Origin of the sequence: Ramlibacter sp., from assembly GCF_050250995.1 — a bacterium.
Taxonomy (GTDB): Bacteria; Pseudomonadota; Gammaproteobacteria; order Burkholderiales; family Burkholderiaceae_C; genus Ramlibacter.
This window is the reverse complement of the sequence record NZ_JBFWNP010000069.1, coordinates 1-23275: the sequence shown is the minus strand read 5'-3', so window position 1 is coordinate 23275 and position 23275 is coordinate 1. Positions and strand designations below refer to the sequence as shown.

At 68.6% G+C, this 23275-nt stretch carries 22 protein-coding genes; 9 read left to right on the top strand and 13 right to left on the bottom strand.

The annotated features are described in order from the left end of the window. Positions 1-265 (bottom strand): hypothetical protein (locus tag AB7E83_RS26030; RefSeq protein WP_428574032.1); only part of this gene is annotated, 265 nt, incomplete at its 3' end. Between AB7E83_RS26030 and AB7E83_RS26025 the strand changes: the two genes are divergently transcribed. Continuing rightward, positions 240-1370: a hypothetical protein gene (locus AB7E83_RS26025; protein WP_428574030.1), complete on the top strand. Its 1131-nt coding sequence runs from the start codon at positions 240-242 to the stop codon at positions 1368-1370. The genes AB7E83_RS26030 and AB7E83_RS26025 overlap by 26 nt on opposite strands. A 49-nt stretch (positions 1371-1419) precedes the next feature. Here the strand turns inward: AB7E83_RS26025 and AB7E83_RS26020 are convergent, their stop codons facing one another. From AB7E83_RS26020 to AB7E83_RS25970, 11 genes are all read right to left on the bottom strand, one after another. Next, the gene (locus AB7E83_RS26020) at positions 1420-1965 is read right to left on the bottom strand and encodes an NUDIX hydrolase (RefSeq protein ID WP_428574028.1); all 546 of its coding nucleotides are present in this window, start codon (positions 1963-1965) and stop codon (positions 1420-1422) included. A gap of 10 nt (positions 1966-1975) precedes the next feature. Then, positions 1976-3028, bottom strand: a complete 1053-nt coding sequence (locus AB7E83_RS26015) for a TRAP transporter substrate-binding protein (protein ID WP_428574027.1) — start codon at positions 3026-3028, stop codon at positions 1976-1978. A gap of 79 nt (positions 3029-3107) precedes the next feature. Next, positions 3108-4424, bottom strand: a complete 1317-nt coding sequence (locus tag AB7E83_RS26010; protein ID WP_428574025.1) for a TRAP transporter large permease — start codon at positions 4422-4424, stop codon at positions 3108-3110. Next, a complete protein-coding gene (locus AB7E83_RS26005) occupies positions 4421-4906 on the bottom strand; it encodes a TRAP transporter small permease (protein WP_428574023.1) in 486 nt (161 codons plus the stop codon). Before AB7E83_RS26005 ends, AB7E83_RS26010 begins: the two co-directional genes overlap by 4 nt. Before the next feature lie 48 nt (positions 4907-4954). Then, positions 4955-5659 (bottom strand): fumarylacetoacetate hydrolase family protein, encoded by a 705-nt coding sequence (locus AB7E83_RS26000; protein WP_428574021.1) that lies wholly within the window; start codon positions 5657-5659, stop codon positions 4955-4957. Next, positions 5656-6711, bottom strand: coding sequence for a gentisate 1,2-dioxygenase (gtdA, locus tag AB7E83_RS25995; RefSeq protein ID WP_428574019.1), 1056 nt, complete (start codon positions 6709-6711; stop codon positions 5656-5658). The genes AB7E83_RS26000 and gtdA overlap by 4 nt, the downstream gene beginning before the upstream one ends. Positions 6712-6722: 11 nt before the next feature. Continuing rightward, on the bottom strand, positions 6723-8066 hold the full coding sequence (locus AB7E83_RS25990) for an FAD-dependent oxidoreductase (protein WP_428574017.1): 1344 nt from the start codon (positions 8064-8066) through the stop codon (positions 6723-6725). Positions 8067-8143: 77 nt separating this feature from the next. After that, positions 8144-8635, bottom strand: a complete 492-nt coding sequence (locus tag AB7E83_RS25985) for a hypothetical protein (RefSeq protein ID WP_428574015.1) — start codon at positions 8633-8635, stop codon at positions 8144-8146. Positions 8636-8749: 114 nt separating this feature from the next. Then, a complete protein-coding gene (locus AB7E83_RS25980) occupies positions 8750-9076 on the bottom strand; it encodes a 2Fe-2S iron-sulfur cluster-binding protein (RefSeq protein WP_428574013.1) in 327 nt (108 codons plus the stop codon). Between the two features lie 7 nt (positions 9077-9083). Next, the gene (locus tag AB7E83_RS25975) at positions 9084-10559 is read right to left on the bottom strand and encodes a glutamine synthetase family protein (RefSeq protein WP_428574011.1); all 1476 of its coding nucleotides are present in this window, start codon (positions 10557-10559) and stop codon (positions 9084-9086) included. After that, positions 10556-11941 carry a Rieske 2Fe-2S domain-containing protein gene (locus tag AB7E83_RS25970; RefSeq protein ID WP_428574009.1) on the bottom strand — a complete coding sequence of 462 codons (1386 nt, stop codon included), beginning with the start codon at positions 11939-11941 and terminating at the stop codon, positions 10556-10558. Before AB7E83_RS25970 ends, AB7E83_RS25975 begins: the two co-directional genes overlap by 4 nt. A 67-nt stretch (positions 11942-12008) precedes the next feature. On the opposite strand from AB7E83_RS25970, the gene maiA reads away from it, so the two are divergent. Together maiA and pgeF are read left to right on the top strand one after the other, a co-directional pair. Further along, positions 12009-12650: a maleylacetoacetate isomerase gene (gene maiA / locus AB7E83_RS25965; protein ID WP_428574034.1), complete on the top strand. Its 642-nt coding sequence runs from the start codon at positions 12009-12011 to the stop codon at positions 12648-12650. Next, positions 12647-13381: a peptidoglycan editing factor PgeF gene (gene pgeF / locus AB7E83_RS25960; protein ID WP_428574007.1), complete on the top strand. Its 735-nt coding sequence runs from the start codon at positions 12647-12649 to the stop codon at positions 13379-13381. Before maiA ends, pgeF begins: the two co-directional genes overlap by 4 nt. Here the strand turns inward: pgeF and AB7E83_RS25955 are convergent. Beyond that, positions 13310-13630: a hypothetical protein gene (locus AB7E83_RS25955; RefSeq protein WP_428574005.1), complete on the bottom strand. Its 321-nt coding sequence runs from the start codon at positions 13628-13630 to the stop codon at positions 13310-13312. The two genes, pgeF and AB7E83_RS25955, sit on opposite strands and share 72 nt — an antisense overlap. Positions 13631-13711: 81 nt before the next feature. Here AB7E83_RS25955 and AB7E83_RS25950 point away from each other — a divergent pair, with 81 nt between their 5' ends. The 6 genes from AB7E83_RS25950 to AB7E83_RS25925 all read left to right on the top strand — a co-directional run bounded on the left by AB7E83_RS25950 (position 13712) and on the right by AB7E83_RS25925 (position 23161). Continuing rightward, on the top strand, positions 13712-15424 hold the full coding sequence (locus tag AB7E83_RS25950; RefSeq protein WP_428574003.1) for a PHA/PHB synthase family protein: 1713 nt from the start codon (positions 13712-13714) through the stop codon (positions 15422-15424). A gap of 32 nt (positions 15425-15456) precedes the next feature. Next, on the top strand, positions 15457-16638 hold the full coding sequence (locus AB7E83_RS25945) for an acetyl-CoA C-acetyltransferase (RefSeq protein WP_428574000.1): 1182 nt from the start codon (positions 15457-15459) through the stop codon (positions 16636-16638). 40 nt (positions 16639-16678) lie between these two features. Continuing rightward, entirely contained in the window at positions 16679-17416 is a 738-nt protein-coding gene (phbB, locus tag AB7E83_RS25940; RefSeq protein ID WP_428573998.1) for an acetoacetyl-CoA reductase, read from the top strand. 137 nt (positions 17417-17553) lie between these two features. Beyond that, entirely contained in the window at positions 17554-18618 is a 1065-nt protein-coding gene (locus AB7E83_RS25935; protein ID WP_428573996.1) for a response regulator transcription factor, read from the top strand. Next, positions 18615-21701 carry a CHASE domain-containing protein gene (locus AB7E83_RS25930; protein WP_428573994.1) on the top strand — a complete coding sequence of 1029 codons (3087 nt, stop codon included), beginning with the start codon at positions 18615-18617 and terminating at the stop codon, positions 21699-21701. The genes AB7E83_RS25935 and AB7E83_RS25930 overlap by 4 nt, the downstream gene beginning before the upstream one ends. Before the next feature lie 68 nt (positions 21702-21769). After that, positions 21770-23161 (top strand): ATP-binding protein, encoded by a 1392-nt coding sequence (locus tag AB7E83_RS25925; RefSeq protein ID WP_428573992.1) that lies wholly within the window; start codon positions 21770-21772, stop codon positions 23159-23161. Positions 23162-23275 lie beyond the last annotated feature (114 nt).

Sequence of the window (23275 nt, the reverse complement as noted above, 5' to 3'; positions counted from 1 at the left end):
ATTCCACCGTCACTCCGGGCCACGCGCGACTGCCCACCATCACGGCGGAACGTTGCCCGCGATCACGATGGAACGCTGCCCGCCATCGCGTGGAATGGGTGCCCGCGATCAGTGGAATAGGCACGCAGAAGAGCCAGGAGGGCGCGGGCACCGGCTCGCGCGGCGCGTCCGTGCCGGGTTCGTTGGCGGGGTCGATGGCAGGGTCGATGGCGGGACTCACCAGCCCAAGTGGCGCAAGCATGGCGAACAACGCCAGCACCGTCACGCAGGAGCTCGAGCTCGTCTACTGGAAGGACATCAAGGACTCGACCGAGCCCGACGAATTCCAGTCGTTCCTCGAAAAATTCCCGGCCGGCATCTACGCCGACCTCGCGCGCAAGCGCCTGCGCAAGCTGGAGGCACCCGCGTCGGCCGGCGACGAGACCGTGCTGAGCGGCATGACGATGCCCGGCACGGCCTCGCCCGACCTCGAAGCGACCCGCGTGCCGGGCACTGCGTCTGCGTCTGCCGGCGGGGATGACGTTGCGCGGAGCGCTGCACCCACCGACGCTGCCCCCACTGCCCCAACTTCGAGCACTGCGCCAGACGAGACCGCTGTGCTCGATGAGCGCGAAGGGCGCACTGCATCGACCGCATCCGCATCAGCGGACCCGACCGCGCCCGCCGGACCCGGGATCGCGCCGGCCGCGTCTCCGAACTCGCCTCCTTCGGCGCCACCTGCCGGTCAGGCCGCAGCCCAGCCTGCCCCCGCGTCCACCCCGACAAGGAAACAGCCGGTCGCGATGTTCGCCGTCATGGGCGCTTTGGCCGTGGCCGGCCTCGCCGCCGTCTGGATGTTCGGCAAAAGCGGAGGGAAGGCGGAAGACGCGATGGCAAGCGCGCCCGTCCCGGCGGCCTCCACGCCTGCCGCCGCCGCATCGGGACCCGCATCCGGGAGCGTCATTGCCGCAACCCCGGTCGGCGCCGCGCCGCCCTTGGCGATCGCGAGCGCGAAGCAGGTGGCGTCGGACGCGCCCGCCACGGCGGCCAGCGCGCCGCGCCGACCGGCGAGTCGTGCGCAGCGTGCCGCTTCCGCCCCGCCCGAGGCGCCGCGCCAGGCTACGGCCGCGCCGTCATCCCCGCCTCCGGCATCGGCACCTGCCGTGGCGCCGGCGGAGCCATCGGCGCCGCGCGCCACGGCGGCGCGAGAGCGCGAACCCGCGGCCCCCAACCCGGTCGAGCAGTGCCGCGACCGCATGTTTCTTTCGCGCGAACTGTGCCTCAGCGAACATTGCGACAAGGCGGCGTCGCGCAACCATCCGCTGTGCGTGAAGCACCGCGAGGACGTGCGCCTGCGCGAGGCCGCCAAGCCGCGGCAGGGACCGCAATAGACGTTGTCATTGCCGCCTTCGCGGGGATGACGGACCGAAAGACGGCGATTCAGCGAATGTCGAGGTTGTGAACCTCGAACGCCCCGCGCCGGCGGGCCTCGAAATAGCGCTCGAGCGTCTCGCGCACCGTGCGGAAGGCGATCTCGCCCCAGGGGATCTCATCTTCGGAGAACAGCCGCGCCTCGATTGTCTCGTGCCCGGGGTCGAACACGTCGCTCGTGAGCCGGGCGAGATAGAACATGTGGACCTGCCCCACGCCCGGCACGCTCAGCACGGTGATGAGGTCTTCCATCTCGAACTGCGCGCCGGCTTCCTCGACGGTCTCGCGCGCCGCGCCCTCGAGCGTGGTCTCGTTCAGCTCCATGAATCCGGCGGGCAGCGTCCACTTGCCCCAGCGCGGCTCGATGTTGCGCTTGCACAGCAGGACCTTGTCGCCCCAATAGGGCACCGTGCCCACCACGTTGAGCGGGTTCTCGTAATGGATGGTGACGCACGCGGGGCAGACGGCGCGCTCACGCGTGTCCCCGTCGTCGGGGACACGGTAGATCACGGAGGCGCCGCAATTGCGGCAGTGCTTGATCGGGGTGCGGAACAAGAGGACGAGTTTAAGCCTTCGTGGTCTTCGTGTGCTTGTCGATCAGCGCCTTCGCCGTGTCGAGAAGCTTCTTGCCGTCGAAGCCGCGCTTGTTCATGTCCTCCACCCACTCCACCTCGACCAGGCGCGACTTGCGCTTGAATTCCTGGGCGTCCGAGGCGGGAATGGTGTGGATCGTGTTCTTGCGGTCTTCCGCCGCCTTCCGGCCCGCGGGGTCGCCCGCCTGCTGGATCTTGCCGAGCCAGCCCGAGGTCGCCATGCCGGAGTTGGCGTCCACCACCTTCTTCAGGTCGGGCGCGAGCGAGTTGTACTTGGCCTTGTTCATGCCCAGCACGAAGGTCGTGGTGTAGAGCGCGCCGCCGGCGGGGTCGAACTGGCTGTGGAACTTGGTGAGCTCATGCACCTTCACCGAGGGCACGACTTCCCACGGGATCACGCAGCCGTCGATCGTGCCCTTGGACAGCGCGTCCGGAATCGACGGCAGCGGCATGCCCACGGGCGTGGCGCCCACGTAGCCGAGCATCTTGGTGATCTGCCGGGTGGGGCCGCGCAGCTTCATGCCGCGCACGTCCTCGGCGGTCTTGATCAGCTTGTCCTTGGTGTGGAACATGCCGGGGCCATGCACGTTGAGCGCGATGGTCTGCACGTCCTTGAACTCGTCCGGCGCCATCGTCTGCACGTACTCCCAGTACGCCTTCGACGTCGCCTCGGCGTTCGACATCATGAAGGGCAGCTCGAACGCCTCGACGCGCGGGAAGCGGCCGGCCGTGTTGCCGGGGAGCGTCCACACGACGTCGGCCACGCCGTCCTTGGCCTGGTCGAACAGCTGCACGGGCGTGCCGCCCAGCTGCATGGCGGGATAGCCCTCGAACTTGATGCGGCCGCCCGAGTCCTTCTCGACCTTGTCCATCCACGCCTTGAGCATGTTGATCCACACGTTGGACTGCGGCGACATGAAGGTGTGGAACTTCATGGTGACGGCCTGCTGCGCGAGCCCCGACAGGCCGGGGGCGCCCAGCGCCACGGCGGCGCCGGTCTTCAGGAGGGTGCGACGTTGGATCATGGTGGTTGTCCTTGGGAATCGGTACGAACTTAACGCAGGCGCGAGGCCCCGGGCTTCGGGGCTTTCCCTCAAGCGTCGCCTACCCGACGAATTTCACGAGCCACAGCGAAATGGCCGGGAAGAACAGGAGCAGCAGGGTGCGGAGGGTGTCCGTGATCAGGAAGGGCATCACGCCGCGGTAGCTTTCCGAGATGGGCACGTCCTTCGCCATGCCGTTGACGATGTAGACGTTCAGTCCCACCGGCGGCGCGAGCAGGCCGAAGCCCACCGTCATGAGCACCATGATGCCGAACCAGATCGCCACCGAATCCCGGGGCATGCCGAAGTCGAGCCCGATGACGACCGGGAAGAAGATCGGGATGGTGAGCAGGATCATCGACAGCTCGTCCATCACCGCGCCGAGGATCACGTAGAAGACGAGGATCGCGGCCACCACGCCGGTCGGCGGCAGGCCCCAGCCGTTGACCACCGATGCGAGCTGCGCGGGCACCTGCGTCAGGGCCAGCGCCGCGTTCATCAGGTCCGCGCCGATGAAGATGAGGAAGATCATCGCCGTGCCTTCGGCCGTGGCGTAGAAGCAGTGCTTGAACTTCTCCCAGGTCATCTCGCGCTTGGCGAGCGCGGCCAGGAAGGTCGAGGCCGCGCCGACGGCGGCGCCTTCGGTGGGCGTGAACAGGCCGCCGTAGATGCCGCCGAACACGACGACGAAGATGATGGCGATGGGAAGGATGCCGCCCAGCGCCTGCAGCGTGAGCTTCGGCGCCTCGTCGTGCTCGGGCGCATGGCCGGGCACGAGCCGCACGTACACCGCGATGGCGATCATGTAGCCGACCATCGCGATGATGCCGGGCACCATCGCGGCGGCGAACAGCTTGGCGATGTTCTGCTCGGCGAGGATGGCGTAGATCACCAGCGGCACCGATGGCGGAATCAGGATGCCGAGCGTGCCGCCGGCGGCCAGCGTGCCGGTCGCGAGGCGCCCGGAATAGCCGTGGCGCTTCATCTCGGGCAGCGCCACGGAGGTGATGGTCGCGGCCGTCGCGACCGAAGAGCCGCAGATGGCGCCGAAGGCGGCGCACGCCATCACGGAGGCCATGGCGAGGCCGCCGCGGAACCGCGCCATGACGACGCTCGCGAACTGGAACAGCGCGCGCGAGATGCCGCCCTGCGTCGCGAAGTGGCCCATGAGAATGAAGAGCGGGATGACCGAGAGGTCGTAGCTCGCGAAGCGCGCGAAGGCCTGCGTGTTGAGAAAGCTCGCGAGCGGCATCCAGCCGGCCTTGAGCACGTAGCCCACCGCGCCGGCCGCGAACATCGCGATGGCGATGGGCGTGCGGATCGCCATGAGCACGAGCATGACCGCGAAGATCAGCCCGCACAGCGCCAGCGGGCTCATGCCGTTGCCTCCTGCCCGAAGCCCTTGACGGCCTGATACGCGCCGATGAGCGCCGCGAGGATGAGCGGCGGCACCATGAACGTGTAGACGATCCACTCCGGAAAGCCGAGCATCATCGTGCCGGAGTTGTTGTTCCAGGCGTTGATGCCGCCCAGCGCCGTGCGCCATGCGAGCAGCGCCATGCACAGGCCGAAGAGCAGGGCGCCGAAGCGGTCGAGCCGGTCGTTGGTGCGCGCGCTCGCCTTCGCGGTGAAGAAGTCGACGATGATGTTGCCGCGCCGCAGCTGGCACCAGGGCATGAAGAGCGCGATGGCCGCGCCGGCGGCGACGCCGGTGAGCTCGAAGTCGCCGACGAGCGTGGCGCCCGTCGTGTTGCGGCCGACGAGGCTCGCGCAGGTCATGAGCGTGATGCCGGTGAGGAGGACGCCCGCGAGGATCGCGCAGGCCTTGGCGAGTTTTTCGAGTATCTCCGGGACGCGCAAGCGGAACTCCTTCGTTGTCCAGCGCTGCGCGCCCCGAGCCGGGGCGACTCAGCGCGCAGCGGCGATTTTCACCGAAAGCGGCGTCAACCCGGCCACCCCGCCTTCGAGGGTATCCCCGGGGGAGACGGCCGCCACGCCTTCGGGCGTGCCGGTGTAGATCAGGTCGCCCGGCGCGAGCTCCCATGCGGTGGAGATGTGCTCGATGATCTCGGACAGGTTCCAGATCAGCTTGCTCACCGTGCTGCGCTGGCGGTCCTGGCCGTTCACCTTCAGCCAGATCTCGGCATTGGCGACGTCGCCCGCCTGGGCGGCCGGCGTGATCGGGCCGATGGGCGCCGACTGCTCGAACGCCTTGCCGATGCACCACGGCCGCCCCTGCTTCTTCATCTCGCCCTGCAGGTCGCGGCGCGTCATGTCAAGGCCGACGGCGTAGCCCCAGATGTGATTCAGGGCGTCGGCGGCCTTGATGTTCTTGCCGCCCGTGCCGATGCACGCCACGAGCTCGATCTCGTGGTGCAGGTCTTTCGTGAGGCTCGGGTAGGCGATGCTGCCCGTCTCGCCCGCATTCACCGGCACCACGGCATCGGCCGGCTTGAGGAAGAAGAAGGGCGCTTCGCGGCCGGTGAAACCCATCTCCTTGGCGTGCTCGACGTAGTTGCGGCCGACGCAGTACACGCGGCGCACGGGAAAGCGTTCGCTGCTGCCGACGACGGGCACGCTGGCTTGCGCGGGGGGCGTGAAGACGAAACTCATGACAACCTTTCTTCGCGATGGATGCCGAGCGCCTGGTGCACCGGGCGGTCGGAGAAACTGAAGACGACGCAGCCTCGGCGCGACGACAGGCGCGCAGTGTGCCACGAGGGCACGACGAAGTGGTCGCGCGGGCCGAAGTCCAGGCGCTGCTGCGCGTCGCCATCGCCGATGACGACACTGCCTTCGCCCTCGACCACGCTGAACACCGCGCCGTCGGTCTGCCGCCACGGCCGGCCCTCGAAGCCGGCGGGCAGCTTCTGCAAAAAGGCCGCGATGGTCGGCATCGGCCAGCCGCCGGTGAGCGGATTCACGTAGCGCAGCTTCACGCCGTCGACCGCGTCGGGCGGCGCGTCGCGTTCGAGCCGCTCCAGCGCTTCGCTGCTGCGCGCGTAGGGATAGCTGAAGATCGGCGACGTGGCGCCGTACGGCGGCGCCGCATTCACCGGCGCCATGTTGTGGCCGTAGCGCGCGAAGCTCTCGCCCTCCTTGCGCGTGACCTGCTGCGAGCGCTGCGCGTCGTTCTCGGCGAAGCCCGCGTCGAAGAAGCGGATCATCGGAATGTCGAGCCCGTCGAGCCACACGACAGGCTCGTCCGCGTCGCTGCCGTGGTCGTGCCAGGCCCAGCTCGGCGTGATGATGAAGTCGCCGGGATGCATGGTGGTGCGCTCGCCGTCGACCGCGGTGTAGGCGCCGGAGCCCTCGACGATGAAGCGCAGCGCGCTTTGCGTGTGGCGGTGGCTGGGCGCGACCTCACCCGGCAGGATGAGTTGCAGGCCGGCGTACAGCGACTGCGTGATGGCGGACTGGCCGCGCAAGGCCGGGTTCTCCAGGATCAGCACGCGACGCACCGCTTCTTCGGCGGTGATCGCTTCGCCCGCGCGCAGCAGGTAGGGACGGATCGTGTCGTACTTCCACAGTGCCGGCACGCAAGGTGTCTGCGGCCGAGGCGGCACGAGCGCATGCAGCACCTCCCACAGCGGCGTGAGATTGTGCGGATGCATGTCGGCGTAGAGCTGCTGGCGCAGCGGTGCGGTGGGGTGCGGAGCGTTCATTGCGTCGACTTTCACCATTGGGTGCCGAGGTAGGCGCCGTTCGCTTCGAGCCGCTGCTGCAATGCCTTCACGTCGATGCCCGCGTTCGCCGTCGAGGCGGCGAGCGCCAGGTCCGCGGCGATGCCCACGGCCTGCCCCATCACGAAGCACGCCCCCGTCACGCGCGCGGCCGACTGCGCCTCGTGGCTCATCGACGCGCATCGACCCGCGATCCAGACGTTGTCGAGCGTCGGCGGCACGGTCATGCGATAGGGCAGGTGGTTGAAGCCGCGGCTCTCCGGAATCTTCGGCCAGCGGAATTCGACGTCGCCCTTCAGGTGCAGCTCCAGCGGCCAGCCGTTCACGCCGATGGTGTCGTCGAAGCTCGCGCAGTCGAGCACGTCGCGCTCCGTGAGTTCGTACAGGCCCTTTACCCGCCGCGTCTCGCGAATGCCGACCTGCGGCGCGATGTCGATGATGTACGAGTTCTCGAAGCCGGGGACTTCGCGAAGGAATCCCGCCACCGCGGAAATCTGTCGACGGCCCAGGACTTCGGCCTCGCTCAATTCGTCGGCGTCGGTGCCGTCGATCGCATGGCCTTGCGCATTCGCGAGTTGCGTGAGATTCACGCGCCATTCGATGCCGCTCTTCTGGGGGCGGACGATCGGGGTCTTGCGTGGAAACTTGTATCGCCCGGCGGCTTCCGCTTCGAGCATCATCTTCGGGATGACCTCCCAGGCGCGACCCGCGCGCGCGGGGTCGATGCCGTTGACGCGGAACATCGTGGACGGATAAAGCATGTGGCCTTCGCCATCGCCCTTGGCATAGGGCGCGCCGGCCCAGGCCGCGAGGTCGCCGTCGCCGGAGGCATCGACGAAGGCGCGGCCGACGACGGCGCGGCGTCCCGACCGCGTCTCCACAAGCAGCGCTTTCACACGCCGCTCGCCGTCCATGACGATCCCCGCGCCGAGCGCGTGGAAAAGCACCTTCACGCCCGACGACAGCAGCAGGTCGTCCGCCGCGATCTTGTACGCCGCGGTGTCGTAGGCTTGCGCGGCCGTCTTGCCGAAGAGGTCGTGCGGCGCATTGAGGCCGCCGAGCCGCTCGATGCGCGAGAGCAGTTCGTCGGCCACGCCGTGCACCACCTGCCGGATTTCGCCATGCACGTTGGCGTGCAGGCCGCAGAAATTGGTAACGCCCGCGGCGGTGCCCATGCCGCCGAGGAATCCGTAGCGTTCGATCAGGAGGGTGCTGCGGCCCGCGGTTGCGGCGGCGACGGCAGCCGCCATGCCGGCCGGTCCGCCGCCGAGAACGACGACGTCGTACTCGCCGTAGATCGGCGTCTGCCGCGCCGGCTCGGTCAGGGAAGTCTGCATCGGCTGGATGCTACGTCATCCCGATACCGGCGATCGCCACCCGATGCCGTGTCCGACCCGCAGCCGTCGCGAGCGTGTCAGGTGCGCTGATTCAAGATGGCTTGCACGTCGTCCGCGGAGACCGCTTGGGCCGCCGCTGCTTCGGGGACCGCCGAAGCGGACTCCAGGGCATCGAGCCCTGCCTTGACTGCGATGCATTCCTCCACGAACCGATCGACGCCGCGGCGGATCATGGGCGAACTGCGATCGAGGTCGAGTGCCAGGCCAACGTCGCTCTCGACGCATTTCCTGGCGAGCGGGAGGCGGAAACCGGCAGGGTGGGTCTCCACCTTCAGGATGGCTTCCCGCGAGTGACTGTTCCGAAAGCTGGCGAGCGCATCCGGCACCTGTTTCCCGAAGCCGACCACGGAACTGACGACATTGTCGAGTCGCGCGCGGGCGAATTCGAGGTGATCCGCGAGTTGCTGGACAGGCGAATCGTCAGGGTGCGGGGTCCACCTTTTCGAGAGGGCTTCCTCTGCGAAAGACGGAAGAGCCGCGGGGCTTGAATTGCCTGAAACACGGTTCATGAGACTCGTAGACGTAGTGGATGTCGTCGCATTGTAGGAAGGCGCCGATGGCTCCACCATCCGACTTAAGTCTCCTGTCCGCTGTCGAATCGTCCGGTTTTCCCCGGGGGGCGCTCAGTGCTGATGCGGAGGCAGATCTACCGTCAAGCCCTGCGTCGTCGGGTCCAGCACGATCTGGCAGCTGAGGCGACTGTTGGGCCGGCGTTGCGCGGCGGTGAATTCGAGCATGCCTGCTTCATCCTCGGTAGGCGGCGGCAGCGTCGAGGAAAATGGCTCACGCACGTACACATGGCAGGTCGCGCAGGTGAGCAGTCCGCCGCAGTCGGCCTCGATGCCGGTGACGTTGGCCTTCACGGCGGCCTCCATCAGGCTCTGGCCCGCGCGGCCCTCGATCTCGCGTGTTTCGCCCGCGCCGGGGCCATGCAGTCGGATGGTGATCATCGGTGAATCAGAATCGCCCGAAATACTCGCGCCGCTGGAAATCGTCCTTGTCCTCGGCCTGGTCGAAGCGCAGGCGCTCGGAGTCTTTCACGCGCACGAAATAGTTGATGAACTCGTCGCCGAACGCGGCGCACAGAGACTTGTCGGCACGCAGCGCCTGCAGCGCGTCGCCCAGGTTGTTCGGAATCTTCTCGCAGCCTTCGGCGTAGGGCGCGTCGGTGCCGAGCGGTGCGGGAAGCTGGCGCTCGATGCCGTCAAGCCCCGCATGGATCTGCGAAGCGAAGTACAGGTAGGGGTTGGCCGACGGTTCCCCCACTCGGTTTTCCACGCGCGTGCCGTCGTCGCCGCATTCGCCGACCACGCGCAGCATCGCGCCGCGGTTGTCGCGGCCCCAGACGATGGCCTGCGGCGCGAGCATGTTGGGACGGAAGCGGCCGAAGCCGTTGGCCGTCGGCGTGCAGAAAACCGCCGTGGCCTTCGCATGATCGAGCAGGCCGGCGAGGTAGTGTTCGCCGAGGGGCGACAGCGTGGCCGATGCGTGACGCCGCGTCGCGCCTGCGCCGGGCGATTCGCGCCGGAACAGGTTGCGGCCCGTCTTCAGGTCGACCAGCGACTGGTGCAGGTGCCATCCGCTGGAGATGATGTTGGGAAAGGGCGGGCGGCACATGAAGGTGGCGTGGTAGCCGGCGCGGCGCAGGGCCATCTTGGTGGCGTTGCGAAAGAGGACCATGTTGTCCGCCGCCGTCATCGCATCGGTCACGTCGAACACCGCCTCCACCTGGCTCGGTCCGAGCTCGATCTCGAGCGACGACAGCGGCAGGCCCAGCGCCTGCGCCGTGTGCTGCACGATGCGCAGCGGCTCCTCGGTCATGTCGAACCAGTGCTCGGACAGCATGTTGTAGCCCGGGTGCATCAGGCTCACGCGCGGCGGCTCGCCGGGCCACGCGGCCTTCATGGGGTCGAGCTGCGACTGCGTGTCCTCGATGCGGTAGATATGGAACTCGACTTCGAGCCCGCACTTCATGCCGAACCCCGCCGCGTTCAGGCGTGCCAGCGCGCGTTGAAGGACGCGGCGCGAATCGATCTCGACAGGCGTCCCGTCGGTGAACCATGGTTGCGCGCGCACCCAGCCGGTCTTCGGCGTCCACGGCAGCGTCTTCAGGCTCGAAGGATCCGCAAGCAGCAGCAGGTTGCTCGCGAACTCGAAGCCGGGGATGTCGGCCGCGCCGCCGGGCTCGAACACCTTGAACACCGTGCGGTCCGACGTGTCCTTGAGCATGAGCGTGCTGACCATGCCGACGCCTTCCTCGACGCCGCGCTTCGCGGCGGCGGCGGTCAGGGTCTTGCCGCGCAGCATGCCGTGCATGTCGCACCAGGCGAAGCGCACGAGTTCGAGCTGCTGCGCCTCGATGCTCTGCAGCATGCCGGCCAGCGCGGACTCGCGCGCGGCGTCGTGGTGCCCGCAGCGCCGCGAGAAAGTCACGCCGACTCCGTGTTGACGACGGGCGTGGAGAGCCACGCCGCGCCCGCGCGCTTCTTCGCGATCTGCTGCGTCCACCACGTCGGCCACGTGCCGGCCGGCGCGATGCCGTCGACCGTGTCCGGCCCGCGCATCTCGGCGGCCAGCGCAGGGTCGGCGCTGCAGGGCGCCGTGCCGCCCGCCTGCACGGTCTCGATCGCCTTCAGCAGCATGCGCCGGTTGGCCATGATGACTTTGTCGCTCGTGCCGAGGTGCTCGCGCGTGCGGTCCTGGATCGGGCCCATGCTCTCCACGGCCCACTGGTCATGCACGTTGATGTCCTCCTCGCCCATGCCGAGGAAGGTGGTGGTGCGCTGCTCGTCCGCGTCGAACCCCCAGTTGTTGTGGCGTCCCGACTTCGGGATGTAGTCGGGCAGCGGAATGAACTCGGTGCGCTGATTGCGCATCGCCTCCTTGTCCACCGGCCCGGCGAAGCTGGTGAAGATGGAGTACCAGTAGGTGTGCGTGTCGTCCACCGGCATGTGGAATTGCGTGATCGTCATCGTCTCGGACAGCGGAATCACGAAGGTGCTCGGAAAGATCGCGTTGGTGATGCGCACGTGCGTGAGTTCGTCCGTCATCGGGCGCAGCGCGGTGAGCTGCAGGCCCCAGGGCTTCGTCTCGAAGCTGATCTCGGGCTGGTGGAACTCGCGCATGATCCGCGTCATGGGCCAGCGCTCGCCGCCGAAGTCGCCCGCGCTCGCGCTGCGGAACTGCTTGCCTGCCGCGTTGTCGCCGATCGCATCGAGCGCCTCGTCGGCGAGGAAGCGGTGCAGGAAGGACGGATGCGCGGGGTCGATGCCGACCTCGAACGCCTGCAGCCAGTTCGCGTTCCACAGGCCCTTGAAGGCGAAGGTGTGCGTCGCGGGCGCGACGAAACAGTCGAACTCGGGGAAGGGCGGCGGCGTCGAACCTTCCTCGCCGAACCAGCCGAAGAGCACGCCGCTTTTCTCGACGACCGGATACGAACGCTGATGCACGCGCTCGCACAACTTGCTGCCCGCGGGCTCTGCGGGTGTTTCCATGCAGCGGCCGGTGGCGTCGAACTTCCAGCCGTGGAAGGGGCAGCGCACGCCGTCACCCTCGTGCCGCGCGAATGCGAGGTCGGCGCCGCGATGCGGACAGTCGCGGTCGATCAAGCCCCATCGGCCCTGCGCATCCTTGAAGAGCACGAGGTCCTGCCCCAGCACGCGCACCGCCTTCAGCGGACGCTTGTCCATGCGGGGGTCGAGCCTGGCGTCGAATTCGTCCACCAGCGCCACGGGCTGCCAGTAGCTGCGCAGCACGGCGCCGCAGGCGGTGCCGGGCCCGATGCGCGTGATGAGTTCGTTCTGTTCGGCTTTCATGGAAATCTCCGGACTGCTGCCGCTGGAAGTCGCGGCATGCCGCAGTTTAGGGAGTTATCCTTCTCCCATGAAGCTGTACAACTACTTTCGCTCCTCGGCGTCGTTTCGCGTCCGCATCGCGCTGGCGCTCAAGGGGCTCGAGTACGAGTACCTCCCCGTGCATCTCGTGAAGGGGGAGCACAAGGCGGACGCTTTCGCCCGCGTTTCGCCTTCGAAACTCGTTCCGGTGCTCGAGACCGATGGCGGCGAATTGCTCGGCCAGTCGATGGCCATCATCGAATACATCGACGAGACGCATCCGCAGCCGCCGCTGCTGCCCGGCGAGGCGGTGGAACGCGCGCACGTGCGGGCGCTCGCGCAGCTGATCGCCTGCGAGATCCACCCGCTCAACAATCTGCGGGTGCTGAAGTACCTCGTGCGCGACCTGAAGGTCGACGAGGAAGCAAAGAACACGTGGTATCGCCACTGGGTGCGCGAGGGACTCGAAGCCTTCGAACGAGAACTCGCGCGCCTGCCGGCGTCGAAGTTCAGCTTCGGCGACGCGCCCACCCTCGCCGACTGCTGCCTCGTGCCGCAGATCTTCAATGGCCAGCGTTTCGACGTGAACTTCGACGGACTGCCGCGCACCATGGCGGCGTTCGATGCGTGCATGGCGCTGCCCGCTTTCCAGAAGGCGCAGCCGTCGAGCTGCCCGGACTTCGAGGCGTGAGCGTTCCGCTGATCGTTCCCGACTGGCCCGCGCCGTCGAACGTGGGGGCCGCATGCTCGACGCGCGAGGGTGGCGTGTCGAATCCGCCCTACGACTCGCTGAACCTTGGCGACCATGTGGGCGACGACGCGGCCCATGTGGCGATCAACCGCCAGCGCTTCGTCGACGCGCTGCACGCGCAGCCGGTGTTCATGCGCCAGGTGCATGGCATTTCGGTGGCGGACTTGTCCGGGCCTTTCACCGAAGCAGACGCCTGCGTCACGCGGGAACCCGGCATCGCCTGCACGATCATGGTCGCGGACTGCATGCCGTTGCTGTTCACGGACCAGGAAGGAACGCAAGTCGGTGCGGCGCACGCCGGTTGGCGCGGACTCGCCGGCGGCGTGATCGAGGCGACGCTCGCGAGATTCGACGAGCCGGAAGGCGTCATCGCGTGGCTCGGCCCCTGCATCGGCCCGAAGCATTTCGAAGTCGGCGCAGAAGTGAAGGCCGCGTTCGAGCGCGTGGACGCCCGGGCCGCGCGTCACTTCAGGCCGCACGCCGAAGGCAAATTCCTCGCCGATCTTCCGGCGCTCGCACGCATGCGCCTTCAGTCAGCAGGCGTCGCAAGCGTCCACGGCAACGACGGCGCCGACGGATGGTGTACGGTCGCCAACGCCTCACGTTTCTTTTCGCACCGACGCGACCGCGTCAGCGGCCGCTTCGCCGCCGCCGTCTGGCGGCGTGCGTGATACGCCCTCTCCCGCTTGCGGGAGAGGATCGGGGCGAGGGGCGGCGAGCGCCGCCTCCTGCGCTTCCCGTGCTTCCCGCGCCTTCCGCCGCGGTCCCCGACCCAGTAAGTAGACGACGAGCGCCACGGGGCCCACGCCATAGAGTACAAAGGTGAAGATGGCGCCGAGCAGGCTGCCCTGCGCATGCGTCGCTTCGGCCACGGCCATCATGAGCGCGACGTAGATCCAGGCAATGACGATGAGGTACACGGTCAAGAAGTTTGTCGATGTTGCACTGCAACATTTTTGATGGGATACTCCGGGGAAACCCGAAGAACCACAGGAGACAAGATGAATTCTGAGCCCGATTGGCTGGCTGCCGCCCAACGCGCGCAGCAAGACCTCGCCGGTCAATGGTCGCAGGCCCTGCAGTCGTTCCAGCAGGGCGCCCTCTCCGGTGCCCCCGGCGCCGCAGGCGCGAATGCGGCGGTTCGCCAGTTCAGCTTCGCACCCGACAAGATCACCGCGCTGCAGCAGGCGTACGTGAAGGAGGCCGCGGAGCTCTGGAACCAGGGCCTGAGCGGCAAGCCCGTTGCATCCGACAAGCGATTCGCCGCCGATGCGTGGTCGCACAACCCCATCGCCGCGTTCTCCGCCGCCGTCTACCTGCTCAATGCGCGCACGCTGCTCGGCCTGGCCGATGCCGCCGACACCGACGCCAGGACCAAGGCGCGCCTGCGCTTCGCGGTCGAGCAGTGGATGGCTGCCACCGCGCCCAGCAACTTCCTCGCGCTCAATGCGGAGGCGCAAAAGAAGGCCGTCGAAACCAAAGGCGAGAGCATCGCCAAGGGCCTGCAGAACCTGCTCGCCGACATCCGGCAGGGTCATGTCTCCATGACCGACGAGAGCGCCTTCGAAGTGGGCCGCAACGTCGCCACGACCGAGGGCGCGGTCGTGTTCGAGAACGAACTGTTCCAGCTCATCGAATACAAGCCGCTCACGAAGGCGGTCCACGAGCGCCCCTTCCTCGTGGTGCCGCCCTGCATCAACAAGTTCTACATCCTCGACCTGCAGCCCGAGAACTCGCTGATCCGCTATCTCGTCGAGCAGGGCCACCGCACCTTCGTGGTGAGCTGGCGCAACCCCGACGCCGAACTGCAGAAGAAGACCTGGGACGACTACATCGAGGACGGCGCGATCGCGGCCATCGACACGGTGAAGGACATCGCCGGCGCCAAGCAGATCAACGCGCTGGGCTTCTGCGTCGGCGGCACGATCCTCGGCACGGCGCTCGCCGTGCTGGCGGCGCGCGGCGAGAAGCCGCTCGCTTCCGCCACCTTCCTCACGACGCTGCTCGACTTCGACGACTCGGGCATCCTCGACATCTTCATCGACGAGAACTTCGTCAAGTTCCGCGAGATGCAGATGGGCCAGGGCGGCCTGCTCAAGGGGCAGGAACTGGCATCGACCTTCAGCTTCCTGCGCCCCAACGACCTCGTCTGGAACTACGTCGTCGGCAACTACCTCAAGGGCGAGACGCCGCCGCCCTTCGACCTGTTGTACTGGAACAGCGACTCGACCAATCTGCCGGGTCCCATGTACGCCTGGTACGTGCGCAACACCTACCTCGAGAACAACCTCGTCAAGCCGGGCAAGTGCACGGTGGCGGGCGAGAAGGTCGACCTGTCGAAGGTCGACATCCCCGTCTACGTCTACGGTTCGCGCGAGGACCACATCGTTCCGATCGCGGGCGCTTACGCGTCGGTGAATCACCTCCCCGGCAAGAAGCGCTTCGTGATGGGCGCCTCGGGCCACATTGCCGGCGTGATCAATCCGCCGGCCAAGAACAAGCGCTCCTACTGGACCGGCGAAAAGCTCCCCGCGAACTTCGACGACTGGATGAAGGGCGCCAAGGAGCATCCCGGCAGCTGGTGGACCGACTGGTCGACGTGGCTGAAGACGCATGCGGGCAAGCAAATTGCTGCGCCCAAGGCCTATGGCAAAGGCACGAAGTACAAGGCCATCGAGCCCGCCCCCGGCCGCTACGTCAAGGCCAAGGCCTGAACACTTTCGCGAAACCCACAGGAGACAGCATCATGGAAGACATCGTCATCGTTTCGGCCGTCCGCACGGCCGTCGGCAAGTTCGGCGGCTCGCTCGCCAAGATCCCGGCCACCGAACTCGGCGCGCTGGTCATCAAGGAAGCGCTCGCTCGCGCCAAGGTCGACCCCGCGCAGGTCGGCGAGGTGATCATGGGCCAGGTGCTCGCCGCGGGCTCGGGACAGAACCCCGCGCGCCAGGCTTCGCTGAAGGCCGGCCTGCCCAAGGAAGTGCCGGCGCTGACGATCAACGCCGTGTGCGGCTCGGGCCTGAAGGCCGTGATGCTCGCCGCGCAGGCCATCGCCTGGGGCGACAGCGACATCGTGGTCGCGGGCGGCCAGGAGAACATGAGCGCCGCGCCGCACGTGCTGATGAATTCCCGCGACGGCCAGCGCATGGGCGACTGGAAGATGCAGGACACGATGATCGTCGACGGCCTGTGGGACGTCTATAACCAGTACCACATGGGCGTGACCGCCGAGAACGTCGCGAAGGCGCACGACATCTCGCGCGCGAAGCAGGACGAACTCGCGCTGGGCAGCCAGACGAAGGCCGCCGCCGCGCAGGCCGCCGGCAAGTTCAGGGACGAGATCGTCGCCGTGACGATTCCGCAGAAGAAGGGCGACCCCGTCGTCTTCGACAGCGACGAATACATCAACAAGAAGACCAGCGCCGAAGCGCTCGCGGGCCTGCGCCCCGCCTTCGACAAGGCCGGCAGCGTGACCGCGGGCAATGCCTCGGGCCTGAACGACGGCGCCGCCGCGCTGGTCCTCATGAGCGCGAAGAAGGCCGCCGAACTCGGCATCCGGCCGCTGGCGCGCATCAAGTCCTTCGGCACCAGCGGCCTCGACCCCGCGACCATGGGCATGGGCCCCGTGCCCGCGACGCGCAAGGCGCTCGAGCGCGCCGGCTGGAACGCGAACGACGTCGACCTGTTCGAGCTGAACGAAGCCTTCGCCGCGCAGGCCTGCGCCGTGAACAAGGAACTGGGCATCGACGCCGCGAAGGTCAACGTGAATGGCGGCGCCATCGCCATCGGGCACCCGATCGGTGCGTCCGGCGCACGCATCCTGGTCACGCTGCTGCACGAGATGCAGCGCCGCGAAGCCAAGAAGGGCGTGGCCGCGCTGTGCATCGGCGGCGGCATGGGGGTTTCCCTCGCCGTCGAGCGCGCCTGAACGCAGTACAAACACAGACACGAAAACAGGAGATCGAGACATGAGCCAGAAAATCGCGTACGTCACCGGTGGCATGGGCGGCATCGGAACCGCCATCTGCCAGCGCCTGCACAAGGACGGCTTCAAGGTGATCGCCGGCTGCGGCCCCACGCGCGACTTCGACAAGTGGCTGAACGAGCAGAAGGCGCTGGGCTATACCTTCCACGCCTCCGTGGGCAACGTGGCGGACTGGGAGTCCACCGTCGCCGCGTTCGCGAAGGCGAAGGCGGAGCACGGCGCCATCGACGTGCTGGTGAACAACGCGGGCATCACGCGCGACCGCATGTTCCTCAAGATGACGCCGGACGACTGGAAGGCCGTCATCGACACCAACCTCAACAGCATGTTCAACGTGACCAAGCAGGTCGTGCCGGACATGGTCGAAAAGGGCTGGGGCCGCATCATCCAGATCAGCTCGGTCAACGGCGAGAAGGGCCAGGCGGGCCAGACCAACTACTCCGCGGCCAAGGCCGGCATGCACGGCTTCACCATGGCGCTGGCGCAGGAAATGGCCAACAAGGGCGTGACCGTCAACACCGTGAGCCCCGGCTACATCGGCACCGACATGGTCAAGGCGATCCGACAGGAAGTGCAGGACAAGATCGTGGCCACGATTCCCGTCAAGCGCTTCGGCGAGCCGAGCGAGATCGCGTCGATCATCTCCTGGCTGGCTGGCGACGAAAGCGGCTATTCGACCGGCGCCGACTTCTCGGTGAACGGCGGCTTGCACATGGGCTGACCCTCCGGGCTTCGCCTGGAGTCGCCCGTGAAGCCCGCGCATGCCGCGGGCTTTTTGCTTTTTGAAACGCACCGTTTGCGCCTTATCAACTTTTGGATGCGTCGAGGCGGCAGAATCGAGGGTCCTTGAGGAGGCCCATGGCGACGGTAATGGTGATCGACGACGACCGCCTGCAACGAACGGCGGCGGCATATGCGCTCGGCAAATCGGGCCACGACGTGATCGAGGCCGGCGACGGCGCCGAGGGCATGCGTCTCGCGGCCGAGCGCCGCCCCGACCTCGTGGTGTGCGACGTCGTCATGCCCGAAGTGAACGGCTATCAGTTCCTCGCGTGGCTGCGCAACGAGCCCGAGCTCGCCCGCACCCCGCTCATCCTGCTCACCTCGCTCGCCGAGCGCTCGCAGGTGCGCCTGGGCATGACCTCGGGCGCCGACGACTACATCACGAAGCCGTACTCCTTCGCCGAGCTGCGCGAGGCGGTCGATTCGCTCCTTCGCCGGCAGGCCCCGCAGGCGGAGCCTTTTCCGACGCTGGACGCGAATTCGCGGCCTGCCCCGATCGACTTGGCGGCCACCGGAGCCGCGGCTGCCAACTTGGAGGCGCCCGCGCCGGCGCCGACGTTCGCGTTCGCGGCCGCTCCTGCCCGTGCGCCCGCCCGCGCACCCAGGCCCGCGGCGCCGGTGACATCGGCCGGCTTCAGCAAGGCGATGCTCGTGCGCTGCGAAAGCGATGCGAGCGAGTCGGCGGAGGCCGCGGCGCGCGCGGGCGACATCGCGCGCCGCCTGTTCGAAGCCGAGGGCGCCTTCGCGCTCATGCCGCATCGCGGCGGCTGGCTCGCGGTCTGCCCGCACGGCGACGCCGAGGGCGACGAGCGCGCGGCGCTCAAGGCGGCGCTTGCCGGCGCCTTCGCCTACACCTCGCGTACGGCGCACACGCGCGCCGTGATCCACCGGGGGCTGGTCAGCGTGGCGCCGGCCGGATCGACCGGTCCGCAGATGCGGCTTGCCGGCGCGCGCGCGGCCGACGAACTCGCGCAGCTCGCGACGGTTGCCGCGGAAGCTTCCTGGCCCGTGTCCTGTTCGCTCGACATCGCGCGCGCGGTTCCCCTGTGGGCGGCGGCGCGGGGCGCGGTGCGGGCCGTGGACCCCGCGGGCCGCCTCACGCTCGTCGAGCTGCTCGCGCCCCCGAGGGATTCGATGTGAGCGATACGGCCGATGCGCGGGCGCCCCGGCGCACCCGCGCCGGGATGCCGCGCCTGGGCGGGCTGATCGAGCGCCGCGCCGTCGTCACGATCGTCGTCATCCTCCTCGGACTCCTCGTCACGGCCATGGCCTGGCGCGCGACCGTGCGCAGCCTGGAGAGCGAGGCTGCGCGGCGCTTCGAACGCTTCGCCGAACGCATCGCCTCCGACATCGAGCAGCGCATCGAGCAGGCCGGAGACGGCCTGAAGGGCGCCCGCGCGTCGATGGACGCGCAGGGGCCGATGGACCGCACGCAGTTCCGGGCCTGGGTGGCGTCGCGCAACATCGAGGTCGACTTTCCGGGCCTGCGCGGCTTCGGATTCGTCGAGCGCGTGCCGCGCGACGGCCTGGGCGCCTTCGTCGACGCCGTGCGGGCGGAGGGTGTGCCCGATTTCAAGGTGCAGACCAGCGGCAATGCGCCCGATCTCTTCGTCATCAAGTATGTCGAGCCGCTCGGGCGCAACGGGCCCGTGCTGGGCTACGACGTCGGCTCGGAGGCGGCGCGGCGCATCGCCGCCGAACAGGCGGTCGCCACCGGCGAGCTGAGCCTCACCGGGCCGGTCACGCTGGTGCGCGACGGTGCGCGCGGCGCGGGCTGGCTGATGTTCGTGCCCGTGTACCGCCGGGGCACCGATCCGCGCTCGCTCGATCGCCGCCGCGAGTTGCTGGTGGGCCTGGTGTACGCGCCGCTCATCGCCTCCGAGGTGCTCTCGACGGTGAAGACCGAAGCCAGAGGCCTGGTGGATTTCCGCGTGCGGGACGAGGCGGCTGCCGATACCGTGCTGTTCGACTCGGCCGCGGGCTCGGCGGCGCACGCGGCCCTGTTCCGCGCCGAGCGCACGCTCGAGATCGGCGGGCGCAGGCTGCGGCTGGAGATCGCGGGCACGCCGCTGCTCGAGCGCGACGTGGCCGATGCCTCGCCGGCCGCGGTGGCGCTCGTTGGGCTGGCCCTGAGCGCGCTGCTCGCGTGGACCGCATGGCTCCTCATGAGCGCGGGCGTGCGCGCGGAGCGGCTTGCGCAGCGCATGGCGTCGCAGGTGCGCGAGCTCGACCGCGTGCTCGAACGCGTGCAGCCGCTCGCGCGCGTGGCGGGCTGGCAGATCGACCTGCGCGACGGCAGCTTCCGGCACACCTCGAACCTGCCGCGGCTGATGGGAATCCAGACCGACGGCGACGTGGACCGCGAGACCTTCATGGCGCGCTTCGAGCCGCGCTGGCGCGAACACATCGAGAACTGCGCGACCAACTGCATCCTGCGCGGCGTGCCGTGGGACGAGGAAGTGCCCGCCGTCACCGGCGACGGGCGCGCGGTGTGGCTGCGCAGCGTCGGCGAGGTGGAGCGCGAGGGCGACCGCACCACGCGATTGCTCGGCTCGGTGCAGGACGTGACCGAACGGCGTGAACTCGAGGCGCGCCTGCGCCTGAACAACGCCGCGCTCGAATCCGCTCGCGACGAGGCCGAGCGTGCCAACAACGCCAAGAGCGCCTTTCTCGCCAACATGAGCCACGAGCTGCGCACGCCGCTCAATGGCATCCTCGGCATGCTGATCCTGTTGCGCGACACGCCGCTGGACGCGAAGCAGAAGGAGTTCGTTCGCCGCACCGAGGCCGCGGGTCGAACGCTGCTTGCGCTCGTCAACGACATCCTCGACCTCTCCAAGGTCGAGGCCGGCCGGCTCGGGCTCGACCCGCAGCCCTTCTCGCCTTCGGCGATGCTGTCCGAACTCTCGGAGCTGCTGGCCGCCTACCGGGTCGCGCCGGACGTGCGACTCGTGTTCGACGTCGACCCGGCGCTGCCCGCGCGCGTGCGCGGCGACGAGCTGCGCTTGCGGCAGGTCCTCATCAACCTCGCGGGCAATGCGCTGAAGTTCACCGAGCACGGCGAAGTGGTCGTGTCGGTGCGCGTCGTCGAACGAGAAGGCGGCCGTGCCATGGTGCGATTCGCGGTTCGCGACACGGGCGTCGGCATCGCGCCGGAACACCAGGCCCGCGTGTTCGAGAGTTTCCAGCAGGCCGAAACCTCCACGACGCGGCGCTACGGCGGCACGGGCCTCGGCCTGAGCATCGCGCGCCAGCTCGTGGCGCTGCAAGGCGGCGAGCTTCGGCTCGAAAGCGCGCCGGGCGTCGGAAGCACGTTCGATTTCACCTTGCCGATGGAGGTGGTCGACGATTCGACCGATGCGCAGGCCGGCGCCGCGCAGCGTGCCGCGCCCGACCGCTCGAACGCGACGCCCCTGGCCGGCCTGCGCCTGCTCGCCGCCGAGGACAACGAAACGAACCAGATGATCGTGCGGCAGCTGCTCACGTCGCGTGGCGCCGAGGTCGACGTCGTGGGCACCGGCGCGGCGGCAGTGGCCCGGCTGCGCGACGCGGGCGAAGGGACCTACGACGCGGTGCTGATGGACGTCCACATGCCCGAGATGGACGGGCATGCCGCGACGCGCGCCATTCGAGGCGAACTCGCCAGCAAGGTGCCCGTCATCGCGATGACGGCGAGCGTACTGGTCGAGGATCGCGCGTCGTGCCTCGAAAGCGGCATGGATGCCTTCGTGAGCAAGCCGTTCGAGCTCGACGAGCTGCTCTCCACGATCCTGGGTGTGGCCGGGCGTCCATCGGCCGCCGTGGTCGTCCCCCTGCCGACCGCCGCGCCGCGACCGGCCGAGCCGCAGCCGGCCGAACCGCCGACGGTCGAGGCGCGCGGGGAGCCCGCGATCGATGCCGCGGAGCTGCTGGCCCGGTGCAGCGGCGACGCGGACTTCGTCGCGCTCGTGCGCAAGACCTTCCGCGAGACGAGCGCCTCGGTGCAAGGCAAGCTGGACGCCGCGATGGCCTCCGGCGACCGCGCCGAAATCCGCCGGCTCGCGCATTCGCTGCGAGGCAGCGCGAGCATGATCGCCGCCCGGGATCTCGCGCGTGCGGCCGGCGCGCTGGAGGACGCGTCCGCGGACGATGCGGGCGTCGACTTGCAACCGCTTTTCGAGACGACCCGCTCGGAATTCGGGCGGGTGATGACCGAACTCGAGGATCGCACCGCGAGCGTCTGAGCGCCCGAGCGCCCGAACATGCTCCATTTGTGGAGCGCCTCTCCACGGTTGGGCAGTAGCATCTCGACATGCGCCTGCGCATCGTCCACCAGCTCTCGCTGCTCTTCGCGGCCGTGGCGCTGTTGTCGACGGCGGCCATCGGCGGTTTCGTGGCGTGGAACCTGCGCACCGGTTTCTCGGACTATTTGCGCAGCCGCGACCTGCAGCAGCTCGAGCGCTTCGCGCAGGTGGTGGCCGATCGCGTCGACTGGCGCGGCGAGGCGCCCGAGCGACTCCCCATGCGCGAGCTCATGGACGAATTCATGCACCGCGACGGCCGCGCGCCGCCGCCGGACTGGCGGCCGCCGCCGCGCGGCCCCGGCCCCGGCCCCGGCCGCGGCGGCAACGACCTGCCGCAACGCATCCAGGTGGTCGACACGCAGGGACAGCGCCTCGGCGGGCCGCCCTTCGCGCCGGGTATCGATTTCCTCGAACAACCCGTGCGGGTCGCGGGCGCCGTCGTCGCCAGCGTCCGCATGCTGCCGAGCGAGCAACTGCAGGCCGTCGATGCGCGGTTCCTCCGGCGCCAGTACACCGGCCTCGCCGGCGCGCTCGCGGCCATGCTCGCCCTCGGCTGCCTCGCCGCCGCGCTCGCCGCACGCTGGCTCGGCGCGCCGCTGCGCGACGTGCAGGGGGCCGCGCACCGCATCGCGCGAGGCGAGCTCGACGTCGTCGTGCCCGTCACCGGTTCGCGCGAGATGGCGGAGCTGATCGGCGACGTCAATCGCATGGCGGCATCGCTGAAGACGCTGGAGGGATCGCGGCGCCGCTGGATCGCGCAGATCTCGCATGAACTCCGCACGCCGCTGTCGGTGCTGCTCGGCGAGATCGAGGCCGTGCAGGACGGCGCGCGCGAGCCGACGCCTCAGCTCGTGGCGAGCCTGCGCGACGAGGTGCTGCAGCTGGTGCGGCTCGTGAACGATCTGCACACCTTGTCGATGGCGGACCTCGGCGCTTTGCCCTGCGCCTTCGCCGAGGGGGAGGCGGGCGCCGCGCTGCGGCGTGCGTTGCAGCGCCTCGAGGCGCGCGTCACGCAGGCCGGCCTGTCGCTGGAGATTCTCGGCGGCGAGGCGCTGCAGGTCGCCTGGGACTTCGGCCGTATCGAACAACTGGTGACGAATCTCGTGGAGAACAGCATTCGCTATACGCATGCGCCCGGAACGGTGCGCGTGCAGTGGCGCGCGACCGGGGGCGAGTTGCTCCTGACCGTCGACGACACGCCGCCGGGCGTGGCGCCCGCGGATCTGCCGCTGCTCTTCGAGCCCCTGCACCGCGTCGACCGGGCACGCCAGCGCGCCACCGGCGGCAGCGGACTCGGCCTGGCGATCTGCAAGGCGATCGTGCAGGCGCATGGCGGCAGCATTAGCGCGTCGGCCTCCGCATTGGGCGGGCTGCGCATCGAGGTGCGGACAAGTATGTAGAGAAATAAAGATAGGTGATTACCCTCGGTTGCTTCGCCCTCGCAACCGCCTATCCGGCGTCTGATCTTTTTACTTGCGTAAATGATTACGTCAAGTAAAATAATCCCATGACGA

Bases quoted from the DNA above. Each gene is read 5' to 3' on its own strand.
- AB7E83_RS26025 (WP_428574030.1), top strand. From the start codon at position 240: ATGGCGAACAACGCCAGCACCGTCACGCAGGAGCTCGAGCTCGTCTAC.
- AB7E83_RS26015 (WP_428574027.1), bottom strand. From the start codon at position 3,028: ATGATCCAACGTCGCACCCTCCTGAAGACCGGCGCCGCCGTGGCGCTG.
- AB7E83_RS26010 (WP_428574025.1), bottom strand. From the start codon at position 4,424: ATGAGCCCGCTGGCGCTGTGCGGGCTGATCTTCGCGGTCATGCTCGTG.
- AB7E83_RS26000 (WP_428574021.1), bottom strand. From the start codon at position 5,659: ATGAGTTTCGTCTTCACGCCCCCCGCGCAAGCCAGCGTGCCCGTCGTC.
- gtdA (WP_428574019.1), bottom strand. From the start codon at position 6,711: ATGAACGCTCCGCACCCCACCGCACCGCTGCGCCAGCAGCTCTACGCC.
- AB7E83_RS25990 (WP_428574017.1), bottom strand. From the start codon at position 8,066: ATGCAGACTTCCCTGACCGAGCCGGCGCGGCAGACGCCGATCTACGGC.
- AB7E83_RS25985 (WP_428574015.1), bottom strand. From the start codon at position 8,635: ATGAACCGTGTTTCAGGCAATTCAAGCCCCGCGGCTCTTCCGTCTTTC.
- AB7E83_RS25980 (WP_428574013.1), bottom strand. From the start codon at position 9,076: ATGATCACCATCCGACTGCATGGCCCCGGCGCGGGCGAAACACGCGAG.
- AB7E83_RS25970 (WP_428574009.1), bottom strand. From the start codon at position 11,941: ATGAAAGCCGAACAGAACGAACTCATCACGCGCATCGGGCCCGGCACC.
- maiA (WP_428574034.1), top strand. From the start codon at position 12,009: ATGAAGCTGTACAACTACTTTCGCTCCTCGGCGTCGTTTCGCGTCCGC.
- AB7E83_RS25950 (WP_428574003.1), top strand. From the start codon at position 13,712: ATGAATTCTGAGCCCGATTGGCTGGCTGCCGCCCAACGCGCGCAGCAA.
- AB7E83_RS25945 (WP_428574000.1), top strand. From the start codon at position 15,457: ATGGAAGACATCGTCATCGTTTCGGCCGTCCGCACGGCCGTCGGCAAG.
- phbB (WP_428573998.1), top strand. From the start codon at position 16,679: ATGAGCCAGAAAATCGCGTACGTCACCGGTGGCATGGGCGGCATCGGA.
- AB7E83_RS25935 (WP_428573996.1), top strand. From the start codon at position 17,554: ATGGCGACGGTAATGGTGATCGACGACGACCGCCTGCAACGAACGGCG.
- AB7E83_RS25925 (WP_428573992.1), top strand. From the start codon at position 21,770: ATGCGCCTGCGCATCGTCCACCAGCTCTCGCTGCTCTTCGCGGCCGTG.